General features: G+C 43.2%; 14 protein-coding genes and 1 tRNA gene. 10 read left to right on the top strand and 5 right to left on the bottom strand.

Annotated elements, in window-relative coordinates; translation table 11 throughout:
• Positions 1–3 precede the first annotated feature (3 nt).
• Entirely contained in the window at positions 4–2,808 is a 2,805-nt protein-coding gene (locus KUA50_RS14880) for a substrate-binding domain-containing protein (protein WP_318346050.1), read from the bottom strand.
• A gap of 464 nt (positions 2,809–3,272) precedes the next feature.
• Positions 3,273–3,346: transfer RNA gene (locus KUA50_RS14875), tRNA-Met, on the bottom strand.
• Between the two features lie 249 nt (positions 3,347–3,595).
• On the opposite strand from KUA50_RS14875, the gene KUA50_RS14870 reads away from it, so the two are divergent.
• The 9 genes from KUA50_RS14870 (at position 3,596) to KUA50_RS14830 (ending at position 13,917) form a co-directional block, all read left to right on the top strand.
• Complete coding sequence (locus KUA50_RS14870) at positions 3,596–5,524, top strand: LptF/LptG family permease (protein ID WP_218456415.1); 1,929 nt, start codon at positions 3,596–3,598, stop codon at positions 5,522–5,524.
• A gap of 9 nt (positions 5,525–5,533) precedes the next feature.
• A complete protein-coding gene (locus tag KUA50_RS14865; RefSeq protein WP_218456416.1) occupies positions 5,534–6,742 on the top strand; it encodes a bifunctional 3,4-dihydroxy-2-butanone-4-phosphate synthase/GTP cyclohydrolase II in 1,209 nt (402 codons plus the stop codon).
• 125 nt (positions 6,743–6,867) lie between these two features.
• Positions 6,868–8,061: a pyridoxal phosphate-dependent aminotransferase gene (locus KUA50_RS14860; RefSeq protein WP_022110636.1), complete on the top strand. Its 1,194-nt coding sequence runs from the start codon at positions 6,868–6,870 to the stop codon at positions 8,059–8,061.
• A 298-nt stretch (positions 8,062–8,359) separates the two neighbouring features.
• Complete coding sequence (locus tag KUA50_RS14855) at positions 8,360–9,196, top strand: MotA/TolQ/ExbB proton channel family protein (RefSeq protein ID WP_118116616.1); 837 nt, start codon at positions 8,360–8,362, stop codon at positions 9,194–9,196.
• Positions 9,197–9,226: 30 nt separating this feature from the next.
• Complete coding sequence (locus tag KUA50_RS14850; protein ID WP_118116618.1) at positions 9,227–9,871, top strand: ExbD/TolR family protein; 645 nt, start codon at positions 9,227–9,229, stop codon at positions 9,869–9,871.
• Positions 9,872–10,516 carry an ExbD/TolR family protein gene (locus KUA50_RS14845; RefSeq protein WP_218456417.1) on the top strand — a complete coding sequence of 215 codons (645 nt, stop codon included), beginning with the start codon at positions 9,872–9,874 and terminating at the stop codon, positions 10,514–10,516.
• A 31-nt stretch (positions 10,517–10,547) separates the two neighbouring features.
• Positions 10,548–11,399 (top strand): energy transducer TonB, encoded by an 852-nt coding sequence (locus KUA50_RS14840; RefSeq protein WP_218456418.1) that lies wholly within the window; start codon positions 10,548–10,550, stop codon positions 11,397–11,399.
• 22 nt (positions 11,400–11,421) lie between these two features.
• Positions 11,422–12,384, top strand: coding sequence for a PstS family phosphate ABC transporter substrate-binding protein (locus tag KUA50_RS14835; RefSeq protein ID WP_022110625.1), 963 nt, complete (start codon positions 11,422–11,424; stop codon positions 12,382–12,384).
• A gap of 99 nt (positions 12,385–12,483) precedes the next feature.
• Entirely contained in the window at positions 12,484–13,917 is a 1,434-nt protein-coding gene (locus tag KUA50_RS14830; protein ID WP_218456419.1) for a tetratricopeptide repeat protein, read from the top strand.
• 398 nt (positions 13,918–14,315) lie between these two features.
• Here KUA50_RS14830 and KUA50_RS14825 read toward each other — a convergent pair whose 3' ends face one another.
• Complete coding sequence (locus KUA50_RS14825; protein ID WP_022110627.1) at positions 14,316–14,483, bottom strand: DUF362 domain-containing protein; 168 nt, start codon at positions 14,481–14,483, stop codon at positions 14,316–14,318.
• A 215-nt stretch (positions 14,484–14,698) separates the two neighbouring features.
• Here KUA50_RS14825 and KUA50_RS14820 point away from each other — a divergent pair, with 215 nt between their 5' ends.
• On the top strand, positions 14,699–15,451 hold the full coding sequence (locus tag KUA50_RS14820) for a porin family protein (RefSeq protein ID WP_218456420.1): 753 nt from the start codon (positions 14,699–14,701) through the stop codon (positions 15,449–15,451).
• Between the two features lies 1 nt (position 15,452).
• On the opposite strand, the gene KUA50_RS14815 is transcribed toward KUA50_RS14820, so the two are convergent.
• Positions 15,453–17,591: a family 43 glycosylhydrolase gene (locus tag KUA50_RS14815; RefSeq protein ID WP_218456421.1), complete on the bottom strand. Its 2,139-nt coding sequence runs from the start codon at positions 17,589–17,591 to the stop codon at positions 15,453–15,455.
• Positions 17,592–17,709: 118 nt separating this feature from the next.
• The gene (locus tag KUA50_RS14810; RefSeq protein WP_256624187.1) at positions 17,710–20,073 is read right to left on the bottom strand and encodes a glycosyl hydrolase family 95 catalytic domain-containing protein; all 2,364 of its coding nucleotides are present in this window, start codon (positions 20,071–20,073) and stop codon (positions 17,710–17,712) included.
• Positions 20,074–20,185: the final 112 nt, after the last annotated feature.

The raw sequence follows: 20,185 nt of genomic DNA, 5'->3' as shown, positions 1-20,185 counted from the left end.
ACTTTACTTATTCCCTACTTCTCCTGGCAACATACCATATTCTTCCTTAAAGCACTTCGTAAAGTAAGAAGGTGCAGAAAAACCGACATCATAGGCGACCTCTGAAACACTCATACTACGGCTTTCAAGTAGTCGTTTAGCCTTGGCAAGACGAGCCTTGCGAAGCAAATCTACTACAGAAGAACCCGTCATAGCTTTCACCTTACGATAGAGTTGCACACGACTCAAGCCGATTCCTTTGCCAATATCCTCTACGCCAAACTCACTGTCTGAAAGATTCTTCTGGATAATAGCATGAAGTTGATTGAGGAACTGCTTGTCTCTATCTTCCAACTGGTTCATAGCTACTTCCTGTTCTGCTGTTTGAGAAGTCTGATTGAAAATATTCTCAAAATGACTCTTCAGCAATCTTCGCTGCTTGAGAAGGTTTTCTATACGGGACAAAAGAACCTTGCCATGAAATGGTTTGGTAATGTAAGAATCAGCACCATACTCATAACCTTGGGCACGATGCTCATCCAGATTTTTAGCAGTGAGCACAATGACAGGAATATGAGAAGTGATGGTCTGGGTCTTCAACTGCCTTGTAAATTCCAAACCATTCATCACAGGCATCATGACATCACAGATTACCAAATCAGGAACTTCCTTCCGGGCGATTTCCAAACCTTCCTTACCATCGGAAGCCTCAAAGATATAAAACTTATCCTGCAAAAGCGTGCGAATATATTGACGAATGTCATTATTATCATCAATCACCAATAAAGAAGGTTTATTTCCTTGCTCATCCAACAACTTCTGGAGTTTTCCATTTTGTTTATTTCCATCGTCGATATACTGCAGATCAGACTCATTAATCGTCATTTTACCTACTGATAATGAAGCACTTTCAGAGTTATCCACAATTTCCTCATCATTGTGGATAACCTGTGCATCACCTATCTGTTTACAAGGAATAACTACTATAAAATTGCTACCCTGATCCGTTTTGCTCTCCACCCAAGCCTTGCCATGATGTAACTCCACAAACGACTTGACAAGTGCCAATCCGATACCCGTTCCACTGGCAGCACCTTTGGTCTGAAAGAAACGTTCAAACACCTTTTCAGCTTCTTCATGAGAAATTCCCATGCCCGTATCACGCACATCGATACGGAAAAAATCCTTATAAGAATTGATGGTCTCGGCAGATAAACCTTTAACCTGATGAGGATCAACCATTTTTAAAGATACAAAAATATCGCCTCCAGCAGGAGTATATTTCAAGGCATTGCTTAAGAGATTGAATACTACACGAGCAATTTTCTCTTTATCAGCCACTATCTTTCCCTGTCTCTTAAATTCTTCTACATCCAGATGAAGCATGATATGCTTACGTTCAGCTGCCAGCAGGAAATCACTTGTCCAAAGCGTCAACGCCTTTACAAGGTCAAAACGATAAAGTTCCAAATCCATCTTTCCATTCTGAATCTTGCGGAAATCAAGAATACTTCCTACTAACTGCTGAAGTGCCAAGGCATTACGCTGTACCATCTTCAGCAAATCTCTTGCTTTCCCCTTGATACTATTATCCTCCAAAAGCATCTCTACCGGATTTGCTATCAAAGTAAGCGGCGTGCGAAGTTCATGACTGATGTTGGTAAAGAATACCAAACGGGAATTAGTTAATTCCATAACTTCATCATTCAAGCGCTTTAGCTCATCATTTTTCTGTCCCAATTCGCCATTAACCCTTTTCAGTTCATCGTTCGTATTTGCCAGTTTTTCGTTCAACTTTACTTTAACAACATAACCTCTGAATATCAGCGCTGCACCAGCAATACAGATAAAAAGAAACAGACATAAGCCTATCAGCATGACTTGCTGAGAATTATAATCAGCAAGATACTGATCGACTTGCTTATGCAAAGTTTTCAGATTCCGAGCCTGACGCTCAGCATCTCTTGCTTCCATCAAAGTAAGCTCTGCATTAGCCTTGGTGATGATGGAAGTACTCAAGAAATTATCGCGTTTGTAAGGTTGATGCTTTAATATCTTCATTGCTAAGGCAATAACCTCATCGCCTTTAGTAGGATAAAGATAGGAAGCATCAAACACTCCATCACGCACGAGTTCCAGGCCCCCACCCTCGGTTGCCATACCATCCACACCGGTATATTTATAATTGCGGTTTACGCCCATCTGCTTAGCAGCCACGTATGCACCCCAAGCCAAGCGGTCGTTATGAGCAAAGACGAAATCAAAATCCTGCGTCTTTTTCAGTATTTTCTTCATTGCACGAATACCGCTTTCCTCCTTCCAATCTCCACCAGCAGAAGCTACTACTTGAACATCCGGATAGGATTTAAGCGCATCCATAAAACCACGATGACGCTCCAAAGCAGGGGAAGACCCTTCAAGTCCGCAAATCTCAACAACACGTCCCTTACCCTGCAGTTGCTGAGCTATATATTTGCCCATAGAGTTACCTATCTTATAATTGTCACAACCTATGAAAGCTGTATATTTATCAGTATTGGACATACGGTCATACAAAATCACAGGGATTCCCTTGTCATAGGCACGCTCAACAGCCTTGGAAATGGCACTCATCTGATTAGGAGAAATAATCAGCAAATCTACACCTTCATCTACAAACTGGTTGACCTGCTTGTTCTGCAACACATTATCATCATTCGAAGAAGCAAGTTTCACAATAATAGAATCATTGAGGTATTCTCCCATTTTCAACTCATCATTGAGTTTATCGCGCCAAATATCCTCAGAGCATTGGGATACTCCGATGACATATTTCTTTGGATGCTTCACGCAGCCAACAGTAAGTAAACAGCCAACAAATCCAATTAATACAATTATTATAAAATGGAATAGTCTGGTATTATAACACTTCATAAACTTTGAAATTTAAATAACCATATTGCAGTTTATCCCTCAAAAGGCATTTTTACTAATATTGAAATTCGTGACAAATATACGATTATTTTTTGAAATATCAAACAAGAATGCAATATTTTTTAATAATTTTCAAAATTAGAGCCTATAAACCTGGTTTGGAGAAAAAGAAAAAAGGAAGATAAAAAGCGGTATAATCCAAAATCCAATGAAGATACCAACACCTTAAACTACAAGAATAAACATTTCATATTCAGATATATACAACAGTTATCAACAATAAATAGAAAGATGTGGATAACTTTATAAAACCTTGTGGATAAAATCGGGAAAGTTTTGAGCATAAAAAAACACTAACTTTTCAGTTAGTGTTTTTTTTGTAGCGGGGGTGGGACCCGAACCCACGACCTCCGGATTATGAATCCGACGCTCTAACCAGCTGAGCTATCCCGCCATCACAGCAAATCGTTTTCTCGATTGCGGGTGCAAAGGTAATACATTATTTTGAATTGAACAAATTTTTCTGCATTTTTTTTCGAAAAAAGTGCATTTTTTTATTTTCACCCTATTTGCAGCCTATTTTACACCTTAATAAATATATAAAATCTGCAAAAATGAAGGATATTCTATTTTTTTGTGTTACCTTTGCAGACTGAAAATGAATAAACGGAATATACCGACTTGTTCAATAGACATAAATAAGATGCTTCGAATTAAAAAATTAGACATATTTATCGCCAAACAGTTTGGCTTACTCTTCATAGGAACATTTTTCATCTGCCAGTTTGTGCTGATGATGCAATTCTTGTGGAGATACATTGACGAACTCATCGGAAAAGGACTGACCATGGAAGTGATGGCCCAATTTTTCTGGTATATGGGATTAATGCTTGTTCCCCAAGCATTACCACTTGCTATTCTTCTTTCCTCACTGATCACGTTTGGTAATCTCGGTGAAAGTTCAGAGCTTACAGCCATCAAGGCTGCGGGTATTTCCCTGATGCAATCCTTCCGGTCTCTGATCATCATCACCATCATCATCATGTTTGGTTCCTTCTACTTCCAAAACAACATTGGTCCAAGGTCCAACATGAAACTTACCCAACTCCTCATCTCCATGAAACAGAAGAGTCCGGAACTGGAAATCCCGGAAGGCATTTTCTATGATGGTATTCCAAACTGCAACCTGTATGTGCAGAAGAAAGATATCAAAACCGGTAAGCTCTATGGAGTAATGATCTACCGCATGACAGACAGCTACGAAGATGCCGCCATCATTCTTGCCGACTCTGCCATGCTCCAGAGTACTGCCGAAAAGAAGCACCTCCTGCTCACCCTCTGGAGCGGCGAATGGTTTGAGAACATGCAAAGTAGCGAAATGGCGAACAGTGCTTCCGTGCCATACCGAAGAGAGTCGTTTATCAGCAAAAGAATTGTCCTGGACTTCGATGCTGATTTCAATATGACAGACGCAGCATCACTATCCAACAACGCCAAGGGCAAGAGTTTGGAACAGATTTATCATACCATCGACTCGCTGAATGCGAGATATGACTCTGTAGGAAGAAGCTATCTGGCAGATGCAAGTGTCAGATATTACCGAATCCCATCTGTCAGCAAAGCAGACTCTGCCAATGCCATCAAGAAGGCCGAAGCAAAGGGATATGAGATAGATACCCTATTCAACAGACTCCCGCAAGACCAGAAGATCAGAGTTATCAACAGCGCTTTGTCGGATATCCGTCAAGCATCGAGCGACCTGGATTTCAAGAGCATGATGACCGGTGATGCAGATCAGATTATCAGATTACACAAAATCGAAGCCATCAGCAAGTTCATGCTAGCCCTATCGTGCCTGATATTCTTCTTCATCGGCGCACCACTCGGTGCCATCATCCGAAAAGGAGGACTCGGTTTTCCTGTCGTGATATCCGTACTGATTTTCATCATCTACTTCATCTTGGATAATTCCGGATACAGAATGGCAAGAAGCGGAATGTGGGCCATCTGGTTTGGTAAGGGTTTGGCATCAGCGGTCATGATTCCACTGGCTATCTTCGTCACCAGGAAAGCCACCAACGACTCTGCCGTGTTCAATATCGATGCCTATAAGGAATTCTTTGCAAAACTGCTGGGCATCCGACTGAAACGCCACATTTTCGGCAAGGAAGTCATCATCAACAACCCGGATTACACGGCAGATGCAGAAAAACTGGAAAAGATTACAGAAGATATATATATATATAATAAGGTGCAGCACCTCAAAAGACTGCCTAATTTCATCAATGTATTCTTCAGATATCAGCCTGACCACGAGATAGAACGCATCAGCGAGGAGTTGGAGAACGTGATAGAAGACCTGACAAATACAAAGAACAAGTTCATTCTGCACGATTTGAACAAATATCCGATTCTGACCACCAAGGCACATACAAGACCATTCGAAAGGAAATGGCTGAATATCGCTGCGGCTATCATCGTACCACTCGGCATCGTATTATACCTGCGTATGTGGAGATTCAGAATGCGTCTGTACAGAGACCTGCGTATCATCTCTCAGACCAACACCGATATCATCGGCAGAATAAAAGATATACAAACACGTAATAATCAAAATGTAACTATAAAATAAAGTATCAAAATGGCAGATTTAAGATTAAACAACATTGAAGATGCTGTAAAAGACTTCAAAGAAGGAAAATTCGTAATTGTTGTAGATGATGAAGATCGCGAGAACGAAGGCGATCTCATTATTGCAGCAGAGAAGATAGATGCAGAAAAGGTAAACTTCATGCTCAAACACGCAAGAGGCGTACTTTGCGCTCCTATCACCATCAGCAGATGTGATGAATTGGACCTTCCTCATCAGGTATCTGATAACACCTCTATGTTGGGCACTCCTTTTACGGTAACGATTGACAAACTGGAAGGATGCACCACTGGTGTTTCTGCACACGACAGAGCTGAGACCATCAAGGCGTTGGCTGATCCAAACTCCACCGCTCAGACATTCGGACGTCCGGGTCACATCAACCCACTCTATGCACAAGATAATGGCGTACTCCGTCGCAGTGGTCATACCGAGGCAGCTATCGACCTTTGCAGAATGGCAGGTCTCTACCCTGCAGGTGCGCTCATGGAAATCATGAATGAGGACGGAACGATGGCTCGCCTTCCAGAACTCCTTGAATTTGCCAAGGAATGGGGCTTGAAAGTCATCTCTATCAAAGATATGATTACCTACCGACTGAAGAAGGAATCACTCATCGAAGTGGGCGAAGAAGTTGACATGCCTACAGAATATGGTCATTTCCGACTGATTCCTTTCCGTCAGGCCAGCAACGGACTGGAACACATGGCTCTCATCAAGGGCGAATGGAATGAAGATGAACCTATTCTGGTACGTGTTCATTCTTCATGTGCTACAGGCGACATCTTGGGAAGCATGCGCTGCGACTGCGGACAGCAGTTGCACAGAGCTATGGAAATGATAGAAAAAGAAGGAAAAGGTGTAGTCATATACATGCAACAGGAAGGTAGAGGCATCGGTCTGATGAACAAGATTGCTGCATACAAGTTGCAGGAAGAAGGCTATGACACAGTGGATGCCAACACACATCTCGGCTTCAAGCCAGATGAGCGCGACTATGGATGCGGTGCACAGATGCTGCGCCAGTTGGGAGTTCACAAGATGCGTTTGCTCACTAACAACCCAGTCAAGCGAGTTGGCCTGGAAGCTTATGGTCTCGAAATTGTAGAAAATGTACCTATCGAAGTTGTACCTAATAAATACAACGAACGGTATCTCAAGACCAAAAGAGACAGGATGGGTCATACCTTGCACCTTTAAAAAGAGAGAAAAAAGAAAAAAGATGTTATTATTTTATTGCAAAAATAGAATTAATGACACTTTTTCTTCTCTAAAAGAAATAAAATGATTAATTTTGCAGTCAAAACATTAATATAAATTGAATTATGGCACAATTATCTGATCGTCTAAACAGATTGGCACCTTCAGCAACGCTGGCGATGTCACAGAAGAGTAGTGAAATGAAAGCTCAAGGAATTGATGTAATCAACATGAGCGTAGGAGAACCAGACTTCAACACTCCGGAGAATATCAAAGAGGCAGCAAAGAAAGCTATTGATGATAACTTCTCCAGATATTCACCAGTTCCTGGCTATCCAGATTTGCGAAAAGCGATTGTTGCCAAACTAAAAAATGAGAACGGACTTGACTATACCGTCAATGAAGTAATCGTAGGCACAGGTGGCAAGCAGGGTATCTGCAACGTAATCCTCGCACTTGTCAACCCAGGCGATGAAGTGATTATCCCTGCACCATACTGGGTAAGTTATCCACAGATGGCAAAGTTGGCAGGCGGTGTACCTGTCATCGTCAACGCAGGTTTCGACCAGGACTTCAAGATGACTCCAGAGCAATTGGAGGCAGCAATCACTCCTAAGACCAAGATGCTTATCCTCTGCTCACCAAGCAACCCAACAGGTAGCGTCTATTCTAAGGAAGAGTTAGCAGCATTAGCTGATGTCCTCAGAAAGCATCCAGATGTATTCGTACTTGCAGATGAAATCTACGAGCACATCAACTACATCGGCAAGCATCACAGCATTGCCCAGGAACCAGGTCTCAAGGAGCAGGTCATCATCGCAAACGGTGTATCAAAAGCATACGCTATGACAGGATGGAGAATCGGTTTCCTGGCAGGTCCAGAGTGGATTATCAAGGGCTGCAACAAATTGCAGGGACAATATACAAGCGGTACATGCTCTGTTAGCCAGAAAGCAGCAGAAGCAGCCTACACACTCGACCAGAGTGCAGTAGAAGAAATGCGTCAGGCATTCGAGCGCCGCAGAGACCTGATTGTCAAACTCGCCAAGGAAGTTCCTGGCTTGGAAGTCAACATTCCTCAAGGAGCCTTCTATCTCTTCCCAAAATGCAACTCTTACTTTGGCAAGAGCAATGGAGACAAGACCATCAACAACTCAACAGACTTCGCCATGTACCTCTTGGAGGAAGCCCATGTAGCGACAGTAGGTGGTGATGCCTTCGGTGATCCTGATTGCTTCAGAATGAGCTACGCAACAAGCGACGAGAACATCAAGGAAGCAATCCGCAGAATCAAAGAAGCCCTGAGCAAACTCAAGTAAAAAAGAGCCTCCCCCAAAAGAGGCTTTTTATATCGGAATGCTTTAAGGGTAAAAATTTGACGAGAAAAGGATAAAAGACGAGAAAAAGTAAAAATTAACGAGATATTTTGACCAAATATAAGAAATATCTCGTTAAAACTTCTTAATTACGTTCGTAGTTCTTATTTAATTATTATCTTTGCCAAAGGATTGACCAAAAACGATAACCTGAAAGTGTCAACAACACCAAAAGGCAACAAAAACATATAAAAAGAAACAATAAATAAATTTATTAACTAATAATTTAAAAAGTAAAATTATGGCAACTACAAAACAAGCAGCCCCAGCTAAAAAGTCTGAGGGCTTTCAGGGAGTAAGAGGCGCATTCTGGATCATCGTGGTATGTGCTATCATCGCATTCACATTGTTCTTCACATGGTTCGGAAACGACATGCACTTCCAGGATCCAGGTGTACAGGATCACCCAGCAGACATTTGGGGTACAATCTACAAAGGTGGTGTTATCGTACCTGTTATCCACACTTTATTGCTCACTGTATTGGCAATGACAATCGAGCGTTGGTTGGCTCTTAAGACCGCTACTGGTACAGGTGCACTTCCTAAGTTCGTTGCAAACATCAAGACAGCTTTGAACGCAAACGACTTCGCTAAGGCTGAGCAGCTCTGCAACAAGCAGCGCGGTACTGTAGCTAACGTTGTTATGGCTTCTTTGAACGCTTACAAGTCAATGGAGTCTGGCGCTAATGCATCTTTGAAGAAGGCACAGAAGGTAGCTAAGATTCAGCAGGCTCACGAGGAGGCAACACAGTTGGAGATGCCTACTTTGACAATGAACTTGCCTATCATCGCTACAATCGTAACACTTGGTACATTGACCGGTCTTCTCGGTACTGTAACCGGTATGATCAAGTCATTCCAGGCCATGGGTGAAGGTGGTGGCGCTGACTCAGCAGCACTTTCTGTAGGTATTTCTGAGGCTTTGATCAACACCGCATTCGGTATCTTGACTTCATGGTGTGCCGTTGTATCTTACAACACATTCACCAACAAGGTAGATAAGTTGACATACGCACTCGACGAGGTAGGTTACTCAATTGCTCAGACATACGAAGCTAACCACGCAGACGAGGCTTAATTTTTGCTAACCCTTTAAAATTTTATCGCTATGGGTAAAGTAAAAATTAAGAAGAGTGACGTCTGGATCGACATGACGCCTATGTCAGACGTTATGACCCTGTTGCTTACCTTCTTCATGCTCACCTCTACTTTCGTAAAGAATGAGCCTGTCAAGGTAAATACTCCAGGATCTGTGTCTGAGATTAAGGTGCCTGAGAACGGCGTTCTGACCATCTTGGTAAGTCCTGAAAAGGACGCTGCTGGTAGACCTACCGGCGAAGGCCAAGTATTTATGAGTATTGACAATACTGATCAACTGGGAAGCACTTTGAGTTCAATGACAAGCAACTTCGGTGTTGAATTGACTCCAAAGATGCAAGAGACATTCAAGAGTGAGGGTACATTCGGTGTTCCAATGGGCGACTTGAAGACATACCTCTCATTGAACGCTTCTAAGCGTCCTGAGTATCTCCAGAAGAAAGGTATTCCTCTCGACAGTATCAATGGTGGTATGAGTGAGTTCCAGCAGTGGGTACAAGCAGCTCGTACAGTAAACGAAGAAATCAAGATTGCCCTCAAGGCAGATGCTTCTACACCATACAAGACAGTTAAGAGAGTGATGAACGAACTCCAGGATATGGACGAGAGTCATTACTATATGATTACACAGTTAAAACAACAGGGGGACGAATAAATGGCAAAGAAAGAAAGCAAACAAAAGAAAATGAATGTCCGCGTTGACTTTACGCCAATGGTGGATATGCTCATGCTTCTTATCACGTTCTTCATGCTGTGTACTTCCTTGAGCAAACCTCAGACAATGGAGCTGACTATGCCAAGTAATGATGAGAACCAGGATCAAAACAACCAGAACGAAGCTAAGGAGTCTGGTACTGTAACACTCTACGTTACAGCAGACAACAAGATTTATTATGGTGCAGGTATCCCTAAGTACGATGATCCTAACTGGATTAAGGAAACTACATGGGGTAGCAATGGTATCCGTAAAGTCTTGCGCGAGCATACTACTGGTGAGGGTTTGCGTCCTGTGGAGCAAATCATGGTAGCTGTAAAGACATTGAACGCTGAACGTGCAAAGAACCCAGCCATGCCAGATAGCGTATATCAGAAGAAGTTGAGCAAGATTAAGGGTGGTGAGTTGGATGGTCGCAAGATCGAGACTCTTACTATCGTCATCAAGCCTACTGATAACGCATCATATAAGAATATGGTTGACGCACTCGATGAAATGCAGATTTTGAACATTGGTACGTATGTCATCGACAAAATTAGCCCAGACGATGAGAAACTTCTCAAGTCAAAAGGCGTGAAGATGTAAGATGAATACTAACAATTAAAACAAGAAAGAAATGGCAAAAATTGATCTTTACGATCCTAAATGGGTCGATATGGTTTTCGCCGGAAAGAACAAGGAGTATGGTGCATACCAGCTCCGTAAGGGTACTTCCGGTCGAAACATCAAGTCTCTTCTGATCTTGGTCATTGCTGCAGCTCTCGTAGGCGGATTCTTGGCTTGGAAAGTTATCGAACAGAAACAAGCAGAAGAACAGCAAGCTTATATGGAAGCTATGGAGTTGGCTAAACTCCAGAAGCAGGCTGAAAAGGAAAAGAAGAAGCCTGAGAAAGTACAGCCTAAGGTTGAAATGAAAAAAGAGATTCCTGTGGCTCGTGAAACTCAGAAGTTTACTGCACCTGTCATCAAGAAGGATGAACTCGTAAAAGAGGAAAACCAGGTTAAGCAGATGGATCAACTCGACGCTAAGGTAGCTGTCGGTACAAAGGACGAGGAAGGTGTGAAAGACCGTAACATCGAGGCTGTGAGAAGTGATATCGCAGTCGCTACTCCACCACCTCCACCACCAGCACCAAAGCCTGAGGTTTCTAACAAGGTCTTCGACGTTGTAGAGGAGATGCCTTCATTCCCTGGTGGTCAGGGTGCCTTGATGTCCTTCCTCAACAGCAACATCAAATACCCAGTTGTAGCTCAGGAAAACGGCGTACAGGGTCGTGTTATCGTTGGTTTCGTCGTTGAAAGAGACGGTTCTATCACAGATGTGAAGGTTATGCGTTCAGTTGACCCTTCACTCGACCGTGAGGCTCAGCGAGTTGTTAAGGCAATGCCTAGATGGAAACCAGGTAAGCAGAACGGTTCTGCTGTACGTGTAAAATATACCGTACCTGTTGTATTTAGATTGCAGTAATATATTTGCAGTAAATTTGAATATGAAAAAGACATCTTATATTTTTATAGGATTAACTATTATGTTGTCTTTGGCTTTCTTCGGCTCTTGTGGCCAGAAGAAAGCCAAAGATGGCAGAACAGATACACCAACTTCAGGTACAATCCAGTTTGTAGCTGACGAAAGTTTAAGTCCTATCATCGAAGAAGAAAGAAGCCAGTTTGAGTTTGAATATCCTAAGGCTCACCTTAAACCCCTCTATTCTGATGAGGTTACAGGACTCCAAATGATAAAGGATTTCAAAACCACTCTCTTGTTTACCACAAGAGCGCTGAAAGATAGTGAAATCGCTTATCTCAAATCTAAAAGTAATGTTATTCCTTCCGTCTTCCCTATCGGATATGATGGTTTGGCATTTATTGTAAACAAGAACAATAATGATACTTGTATTACCGTAAATGACATTAAGCGCATATTGACTGGTAAGGCTAATAAATGGAGTGACGTAGTCCCTGGTTCTAAGAGAGGAGACATAGAAGTAGTTTTCGATAATACTCGTTCTGCTACTACCAACTATGTTGTTGACTCTGTTCTCCATGGAGAAAAATTTGGTGCTAAAATCATGGCTGCTCAAACCAGTAAGCAGGTCATCGATTTTGTTGATAAAAATCCAAATGCTATCGGTGTGATTGGATCTAACTGGTTAAACGACAGAAGAGATTCCACAAACACCACATTCAAAAAGAATATTCATGTAATGCGAGTTTCTGTAAAGGATAAAGCCACACCAAGCAACAGTTGGCAACCTTATCAGGCATACTTGCTCGATGGAAGATATCCATTCGTTAGAACACTATATGCTATAGTTGTCGATCCTCATAAGGCTTTGCCATGGAGCTTCGCCAATTATATAACCAACCCTCGTGGACAACTCATAGTATTCAAAACAGGATTACTGCCTTATAGAGGAGATATCACCTATAAGAAAGTAAACATAAAAAACTAAAAATCGTGTAGAGGCGTTAAAATAAATAAGATTGAATAAACGAAAGCGACAGGCAAACGTCAACTACATAAAATAAGGACAGAATTAAAGTTTAGAATTATGAAAGCAATTAAATATTTAATAGCAGGAGCACTGATAATGGGATTATCAGCTCCAGCAATGGCTCAGGAGGTTAATTACAAGGACATGCTGAAGCCTATCGAGACAACATTGAAGTCTGGTAACTCTGCTACTAAAGAATTTGAAAAGGAGATCAAAGAGTATCAGAAAGAGTTCAAGAAAGATCCTAAGGCATTAATCGCATTGGGTAATATCCTCGCAATGCATAAGGACTATGATAAGGCTAACTTGGTTGCTGACGCAGTCATTGCAAAATTCAAGAACTATGGTGATGCATATATCTTGAAGGGTGATATCTACGCTATGCAGGATAACGGTGGTGAAGCTGCTACCTGGTACAACCAGTGTATGACAATGGATCCTAAGAATCCTCAGGGATACATTAGCTATTCTAACGTATATCGTAAGATTGACCCAGCTGCCAGTGCAGAAGCTTTGAACAAACTGAGAGAAATCAACCCAGACTACCCTATTGAGGCAGAAGCTGGTCACAATTTCTTCAGCGCAGGTAACTACGAGAAGGCATACGACTATTTCTCTAAGGCAAAGCCATCTACATTGGAAGAGTACCTCTACTATGAGTATGCATTCACAGCATATGTCCTCGATAAGAAAGAGGAGAGTTTGAACCTCTGCCAGGCTGGTATTCAGAAATTCCCTAAGGATGCTGCTATGCAGGTTTTGGCTATGCGCGCTGCTGTTGATTTGAGAAAGTATGATGTAGCTCTTGAGCACTCAAACATCGTTATGAATACAGACTCTATCAAGAAGAATTCAAGCATCATCAGCTACTATGGTTTGGCTTTAGCTGGTAACAAGCAATACAACGAAGCTATCGCTCAGTACCAGAAGGCATTGGAGATGAAGGCTGAGGATCCAAAACCATTATTGTATATCTCTGAGGCATACAAGGAAATGGGCAATGAGGACAAGGCTTTGGAATACAACCAGCAATACATGGATAAGAATCCTGATGCTGCTCCAACAGACTTCATGAAGCTTGCTGAGATTTATATCAACAAGGCTAAGAAGGCTGCAGAAAACAAGGATGCTGCTAAGAAGGTTGAGAATATCGACAAGGCTATCGGCGTGTATGCTAAGTTGGCAGAGAAGTATCCTACACTGAAGGCATTTGCTAAGTTGCAGGAGGGTAATACTGCTTTCCAGAACGAGTTGGACGACAAAGCTATTCCTGCTTACCAGGAAGTAATTACAGAACTTGAGGCTAAGCAGTGTGATGCAGACGAAATCGGCTACTTGAAGCAGGCTTATCAGTACATGGGCTTCATCTACAACTATGACAAGCAGGACTTTAATCTCGCTAAGCCATATTGGGAGAAACTCTTGAAATTGGATCCAGACAACAAGTATGCTAAGGACGCTATTGAGAAGGGTTTGAAAGCTGCTGAATAAAAATAAAAACATACATACAAAAAAGGATGAACTGAGATGCAGTTCATCCTTTTTTTGCATCTTTAAAAGAAATCACAAACATCAAGAAAGAAACCATCCAAAACACAGTACGTATTCATCGGTAGCCTCTTACTTAAAACATCAACAGATTGGCGTCTAATATAGAAAAATCAGCAAGAAAATCCTGATGCGAATCACCGTACCCTAACGAAGCGCATCATTAGCACCTAAGAAAGCGCATCGTTAACACCTAAGAAAGCACATCATTAGACCTCAATAAAACGCATCATGAGAATGACCAAAAACGAGCCCAGTAAAAAGGCAATATAAAGGATAAAAAAGAGCGACTCATAGAGCCGCTCTCAAGTTTTATGTAACTAAAGTATCATCCTTAAAAATTAAGGAAGACTGATTGCCTCGTTAGGACAAACATCAGCACAAGTACCGCACTCAGTGCAGATATCTGGGTTGATAGAATACTTGTCGCCCTCAGAAATAGCACCTGATGGACACTCGTCAATACATGTACCGCATGCGATACAATCGTCACCAATTACGTAAGCCATAATAATAATGTTTTATAATGTTAATAATGTTTTTAAGCATCATATGCAACAGCCGATTTTCGACTGCCGTGTCGGCTATACCAACAATTAATGATGCAAAGATAGGAAATATTTTTCATACTACCTACAATTAGGTACTACTTTTTTTGTAATTTATACGATGTCGAAATAAACTTAAACACAATAAGATGAAAAGAATAACGTTATAAAAGTATATGAGAAGAATAATACTTAGCATCATGATGGGGCTTATTGCCACAATAGCAATAGCCCAGGAAAGGACGGTAGAGAATCGTCCTTATACAGACCTGCGCCCATTTCATTTTGGAGTAATGGTGGGTACTCACCTGCAAGACCTGGAATTCATCAACGCAGGACCTGTCACCTATACAGATGAGAATGGAGCGGAAGTCAACTCCAACGTTACCATCGATCAAGACAGATGGGACCCAGGATTTACGGTCGGAGTATTAGGAGAATTCAGATTGAGCACCCATTTCCAATTTAGAATAGCTCCTGCCATGTATTTTGGAACAAGACACCTTACCTTCCACAATATCATGCAAGACGCCAATGAAGACGGAAACACAAAACAGGAAGATAAAAAACAAGAACTGAAGACGGCATACATCTCCTCTGCCTTCGACATCATCTTCTCTGCTCCAAGATTCAACAATCATCGCCCTTATATCATGGCAGGTATCAATCCGATGATGAACCTCAGCGGTAATAAAAGCGACTACATCCAATTAAAGAAAACAGATATTTTTCTTGAACTTGGACTTGGTTGCGACTTTTATCTTCCATTCTTCAAACTGCGACCTGAATTGAAATTCATGTATGGACTCATGAATATATACGATAAAGATCATGTGAAGAACGTGAAAGATAAAAGTATGCTACCATATACTTTGGCAGCCAAGGAAGCCCATAGTAAAATGATAGCATTGACATTCTATTTCGAGTAGCCTACTCTACCACTTCCCAAGAGAAGACACAGCCATTCTTCATACCGGCATCAGCGCCCTGGAAATCAGCAGAATAAGGACTTCCGTCGGTAGGATGCTTGCCTATATACCGCTGGGTCTTCAGTGAAAGAAGCATACAGCGGTTGTAAAGCATATCCTGCCATACAAACTCCTCTGCATGAGAGGCATCAGAAGTAAGACGCACATCGCCCGACAAGCCAGCACCTGCGATATATACATATCGTCCATCTGCAGTTTTCAGCGCAATCTTGCCCTGTCCACGGTCTTCGATGATGAATTTCACGCCATTGCTCATCTCCTTTTTATTCCTGGAGCTGTGCATCAGTCCATGACTGGTAGCATTCATCAGGTTACCATCAGCAAGATTAAAGAGTCGGATGGTCTTTCCGATAGGCAGATTAGCAGTTCTGTCAGCCATCGGTTCCTCCACCTTGAAGTCATCAAAATCAGCCATGCCGCCGTTCACTCCCGCCTTGTTAAAGGCATACAGCGCTACACGCACACCCTGAAAGGTCTTCAACTGATAAGGAGAAAGCATCTGCTCTCCGATATTCTCCCAAGTCTTTCCATCAAGAGAGTAGGAATATTGCAGCAGACTCTTATCATAATCACCCCAAAGGCGCAACCATACCACCTTGTTCTTGGCAATCGGCTTCAGCACCTCCTTGTTGGTATTCTGGTCGTAGCATCTCAGGCTTAATCCCTTTTCTGTCTTCATCACGCCCAATGAAGCGTATGGCGTATTCATAGCACCGAGTCCAGCCTCATCCCCCATCTTCAGTCGGGATGCATCCAGCTTGACAGATGTATAAGAAACAGGACCGATGGCACGTTGCGTCAACGAATTCTTTGCCCAGAGCAGTTGCTTGGCAGGCATAGAATGCAATCTGAGCCATCCTTTTCGCTCCTTGTTCAGCGACCACATCTTGTCGTTCGGATTATGATTCCACTGCCAAACCGGCTTGAAGGTCTTGCCAGAGAAATCATCACATCTTTCGTATGGTGCCTGAGGTGTCTTCACCACATCATTCGGCTTGAACCAGGTGCGAGGCGAGCGGCCCAGGTTTTTCTCCAATCCGAAGTAAGGCCAGCCATCCACCCATGTGACAGGCGAAAGGCATACCGTTCTGCCCACGGCATTGAAATCCAGCATCGATAGGCCCCACCATTTGCCATCAGGAGCCTGGACGATGCCCCCCTGATGAATGGTAGCACACCCCAGATTCACCCCATTCGGTCTGTTGTTATTAAATTGATATCCATCTTCAGGAAGCGGCCTACCGATACCCATGTTACCTACGCTCCATCCAGCAGCATAACCATACGATTCGCGTTCGCTGATCACACAGGTTTCGTAAGGCCCCCAGATACTCTTGCTTCGGGCACACTGCATGCGCCCCATCGGTGAATAATCGGCAGAGAGGATATAGTACATACCATTGATTTTATACACATGATGTCCCTCACCCATCGCATTGCCTTCAGGAATCACCACCTTGCTGCTGCCCTCTACCGGACCACTCAAATCGGGCTTCAACTCCGTAACAGTCACGTTTCCATACTTATGCACGGCATAAATCTTACCATCCTCATCGAAGAGCACAGAGAGGTCGTAGATATCGCCATTAACTTTATGATGCGTCCAAGGACCCTTGGCACTATCCGAAATATACACCTGCAAACCATGTCCGTTGATATTGGAGAAGATATAGAACTTTCCGTTGTGATAGCGGATGGCAGGCGCCCAGATACCCTGTCCGTAAGCCTCCTTGCCATTGCGGAGATTGAAATCATCAGAATCATCGAATCGGTCGAAGCAATAAGAAGAGAATTCCCAGTTCACCAAATCCTTGGAATGCAGCACCACCAGTCCCGGAACACTGTGCATCGTGGTACCCGCCAGATAGTAATCCTCCCCCACTCTGATAATATCAGGGTCAGAAAACTCATCATAAAACAAAGGGTTGGTAAAGGTACCATTCCCATTATCAGCCGACCAAGACTTCCTCTCCAAAGTCTGTATCAGAACATTCTTGGCTACAGATTTTTTCTGCGCTGACGCTTCAAAAGAACCGCCTAAAAGAGCGATGCAACAGGTTGCAAATAATAATTTCTTCATTCTCATTTATAGGTCTAAAAGATTATTATAAAAAATATTGCCACAAAAGTACGAATAATTATCCAACCAGAGGTGGACAAAATGATACTTTTATGGCAACAAATGTGATTTTAGGACATTATTTAATCAGATAAGCCTTTCCAGGTTCTGTTTCCAAGTCATATTCATATACGTCAGGAATAGGAACCTTCACTCCTTCTGCTATCTGATGCTGTTCCATTACAGGCTTCACTTCTGCAGATGCAAAAAGGATATTGGGACATGTTCCTTCTGCCTTCTTCAGCTTTTTCGCCTTCAGCGGTACGTATGAGCGGAGACGCAGCACGCCTCCGATGGTGGAACGAATCTTCGCCTTCATCAGTCTGCCATTCTTCCAGTCCATATCCACCACAAAGCCGCCACGGGCACGAAGTCCCTTTACGCTTCCCTCGTTCCAGGCATCAGGCAATGCCGGCAAGAGATGCACGGCTCCGTCATGACTCTGCAGGAGCATCTCTGCGATGCCGGCTGTTACTCCGAAGTTGCCGTCTATCTGGAATGGTGGATGGGCATCGAAGAGATTCGGATAGGTTCTGCCATCAGGATATTCCTTTGCCTGCGCATCAGATGGCAACAGACGAAACATATTGCTGATGATTCTGAAAGCATGATTGCCATCAAGCATGCGTGCCCAGAAATTTGTCTTCCAACCCAGACTCCAGCCCGTAGCCTGGTCGCCACGATGCTTCAGAGTGGTGGCTGCGGCATGGAACAGTTCCGGATGAGAAAAAGGAGAAATCTGATTGGATGGATACAATCCATAGAGATGCGAGATATGGCGATGCTCATTCTTCGGATCATCCGCATCCACAAGCCACTCCTGCAACTGTCCGTACTTTCCTATCTGCATTGGCGGAATCTGAGAAATCAACTGCTGCATCGCCTTGCGTTCAGCTTCATCAACCCCCAATATTTCAGAAGCCTTCACGGCACTGGTTAAGGCATCGAAGGCTATCTGGTTATCCATTGTACATCCCGCCGTTACGGCAGTTTTCTTTCCTTTAGGTCCCTGTTCCGGACTCACCGACGGCACGGTTACCTTCCATTCGGTGCCCGGCAGCTTCTGCATATAGTCGAGATAGAACTCCGCTGCCCCTTTTATCACTGGATACCACTGCTTTAGGAAATCTTTATCGCCTGTATAAAGATAATGCTGCCATAGATGAGTGGTTAGCCAAGCGCCACCATTCGGGAACATGCCCCACTGCGCACCATCTACCGGGCCTGCTATACGCCAGATATCAGTATTATGATGTGCCATCCAGCCACGGCAGCCATACATTTCTCTAGCCGTCTTGGCTCCCGTCTCACTCAAATCCTTAATCAAGGAAAACAAAGGACCAGTGGTATTACCGAGATTAGCAACCTCTGCAGGCCAATAATTCATCTCGGTGTTAATGTTGATGGTATATTTACTATCCCAAGGCGCATTCCTGTTATTATTCCAGACACCCTGTAGGTTAGCCGCCTGTCCTCCTGGCTGAGAAGAGGAAATCAGGAGATAGCGACCATAGTTATACATCAGCGCCACCATTGCCATATCCTTGCTGCCAGCAAATTTCTCCAGACGTTGGTTGGTAGGCAGCGAAGCATTGGAATCAGTTGGCAGAGTCAAGGAAGAAGTACCAAACTGTTTCTGATAGGCCTCCACATGTCGTTTCTCTAACTGGGCATAGCTCATCAGTTTCACCTTATTTATATAGTCGGCATTACGCTGAGCGGCATTGCCCGATACATCGTGATAGTTCACAAAGTTGGTAGCTGCGCTCACGATGATGGTAGCCTCAGTGCCATCCGTCTTCACATCAGCTACGCATTCGGCGGTAAGAGCAGCCTTGATACCCTCCTGGTCTTGTCCCTTCACCGTCAGTACAACCCCTGTAGGCGTTTTCTGAGTCTGATGTTCAAAAGGCGAATTCAGAGAAACATCGATATTCAAAGCCCCCTTTCTACTCGCCTTGATGTGGCAAACTATGATGCCATCCGCCAGCGAAGCAAAGGTGGTACGGGTATATCTTACGCCATCCATCACGAAAGAAGTCGTGGCAATCGCCCTCTTCAAATCCAGGTTGCGCACAAACTGCTCAGCCTTTCCTTGATTCTTCATTCTGATATGCAGATTTGCCATCGGCAGGAAGCGCATGCCATGAGGCCCTGGGATGAAGGTCTGGTTGATGAGAGCCGCCGCCGCCTCTTCCCTACCATTGAAGATGAGTTCCCTCACCTTTGGCAGAGTCTCCAAAGATTTCGTACTATTGTTGTTATGGGGACCACCACTCCAGAATGTTTCCTCATTCAACTGGATATTCTCATCCGTGGTTCCGCCATATACCATACCTCCCAAATGAGAATTTCCTATAGGTAAAGCCTCCAACCAATGTTGGGCAGGAGCGTTATACCAAAGTCGAGTACTATTATCTATGCAACTTGTCTTAGCCATCATCTCTATCGGAAACAATAGTCCCAAGACCCAAGCCCCCAAAATCATCTTATTTCTGTTCATAAAATCAGCATTGATTAGTAATTAAAAACGGCACAAAGATAAGGAAACTTTT

The sequence above is a fragment of the Segatella hominis genome, assembly GCF_019249725.2.
Lineage (GTDB): Bacteria > Bacteroidota > Bacteroidia > Bacteroidales > Bacteroidaceae > Prevotella.
Note: the sequence above shows the minus strand (reverse complement) of the source record. Positions and strands in the feature narration are given on the sequence as shown.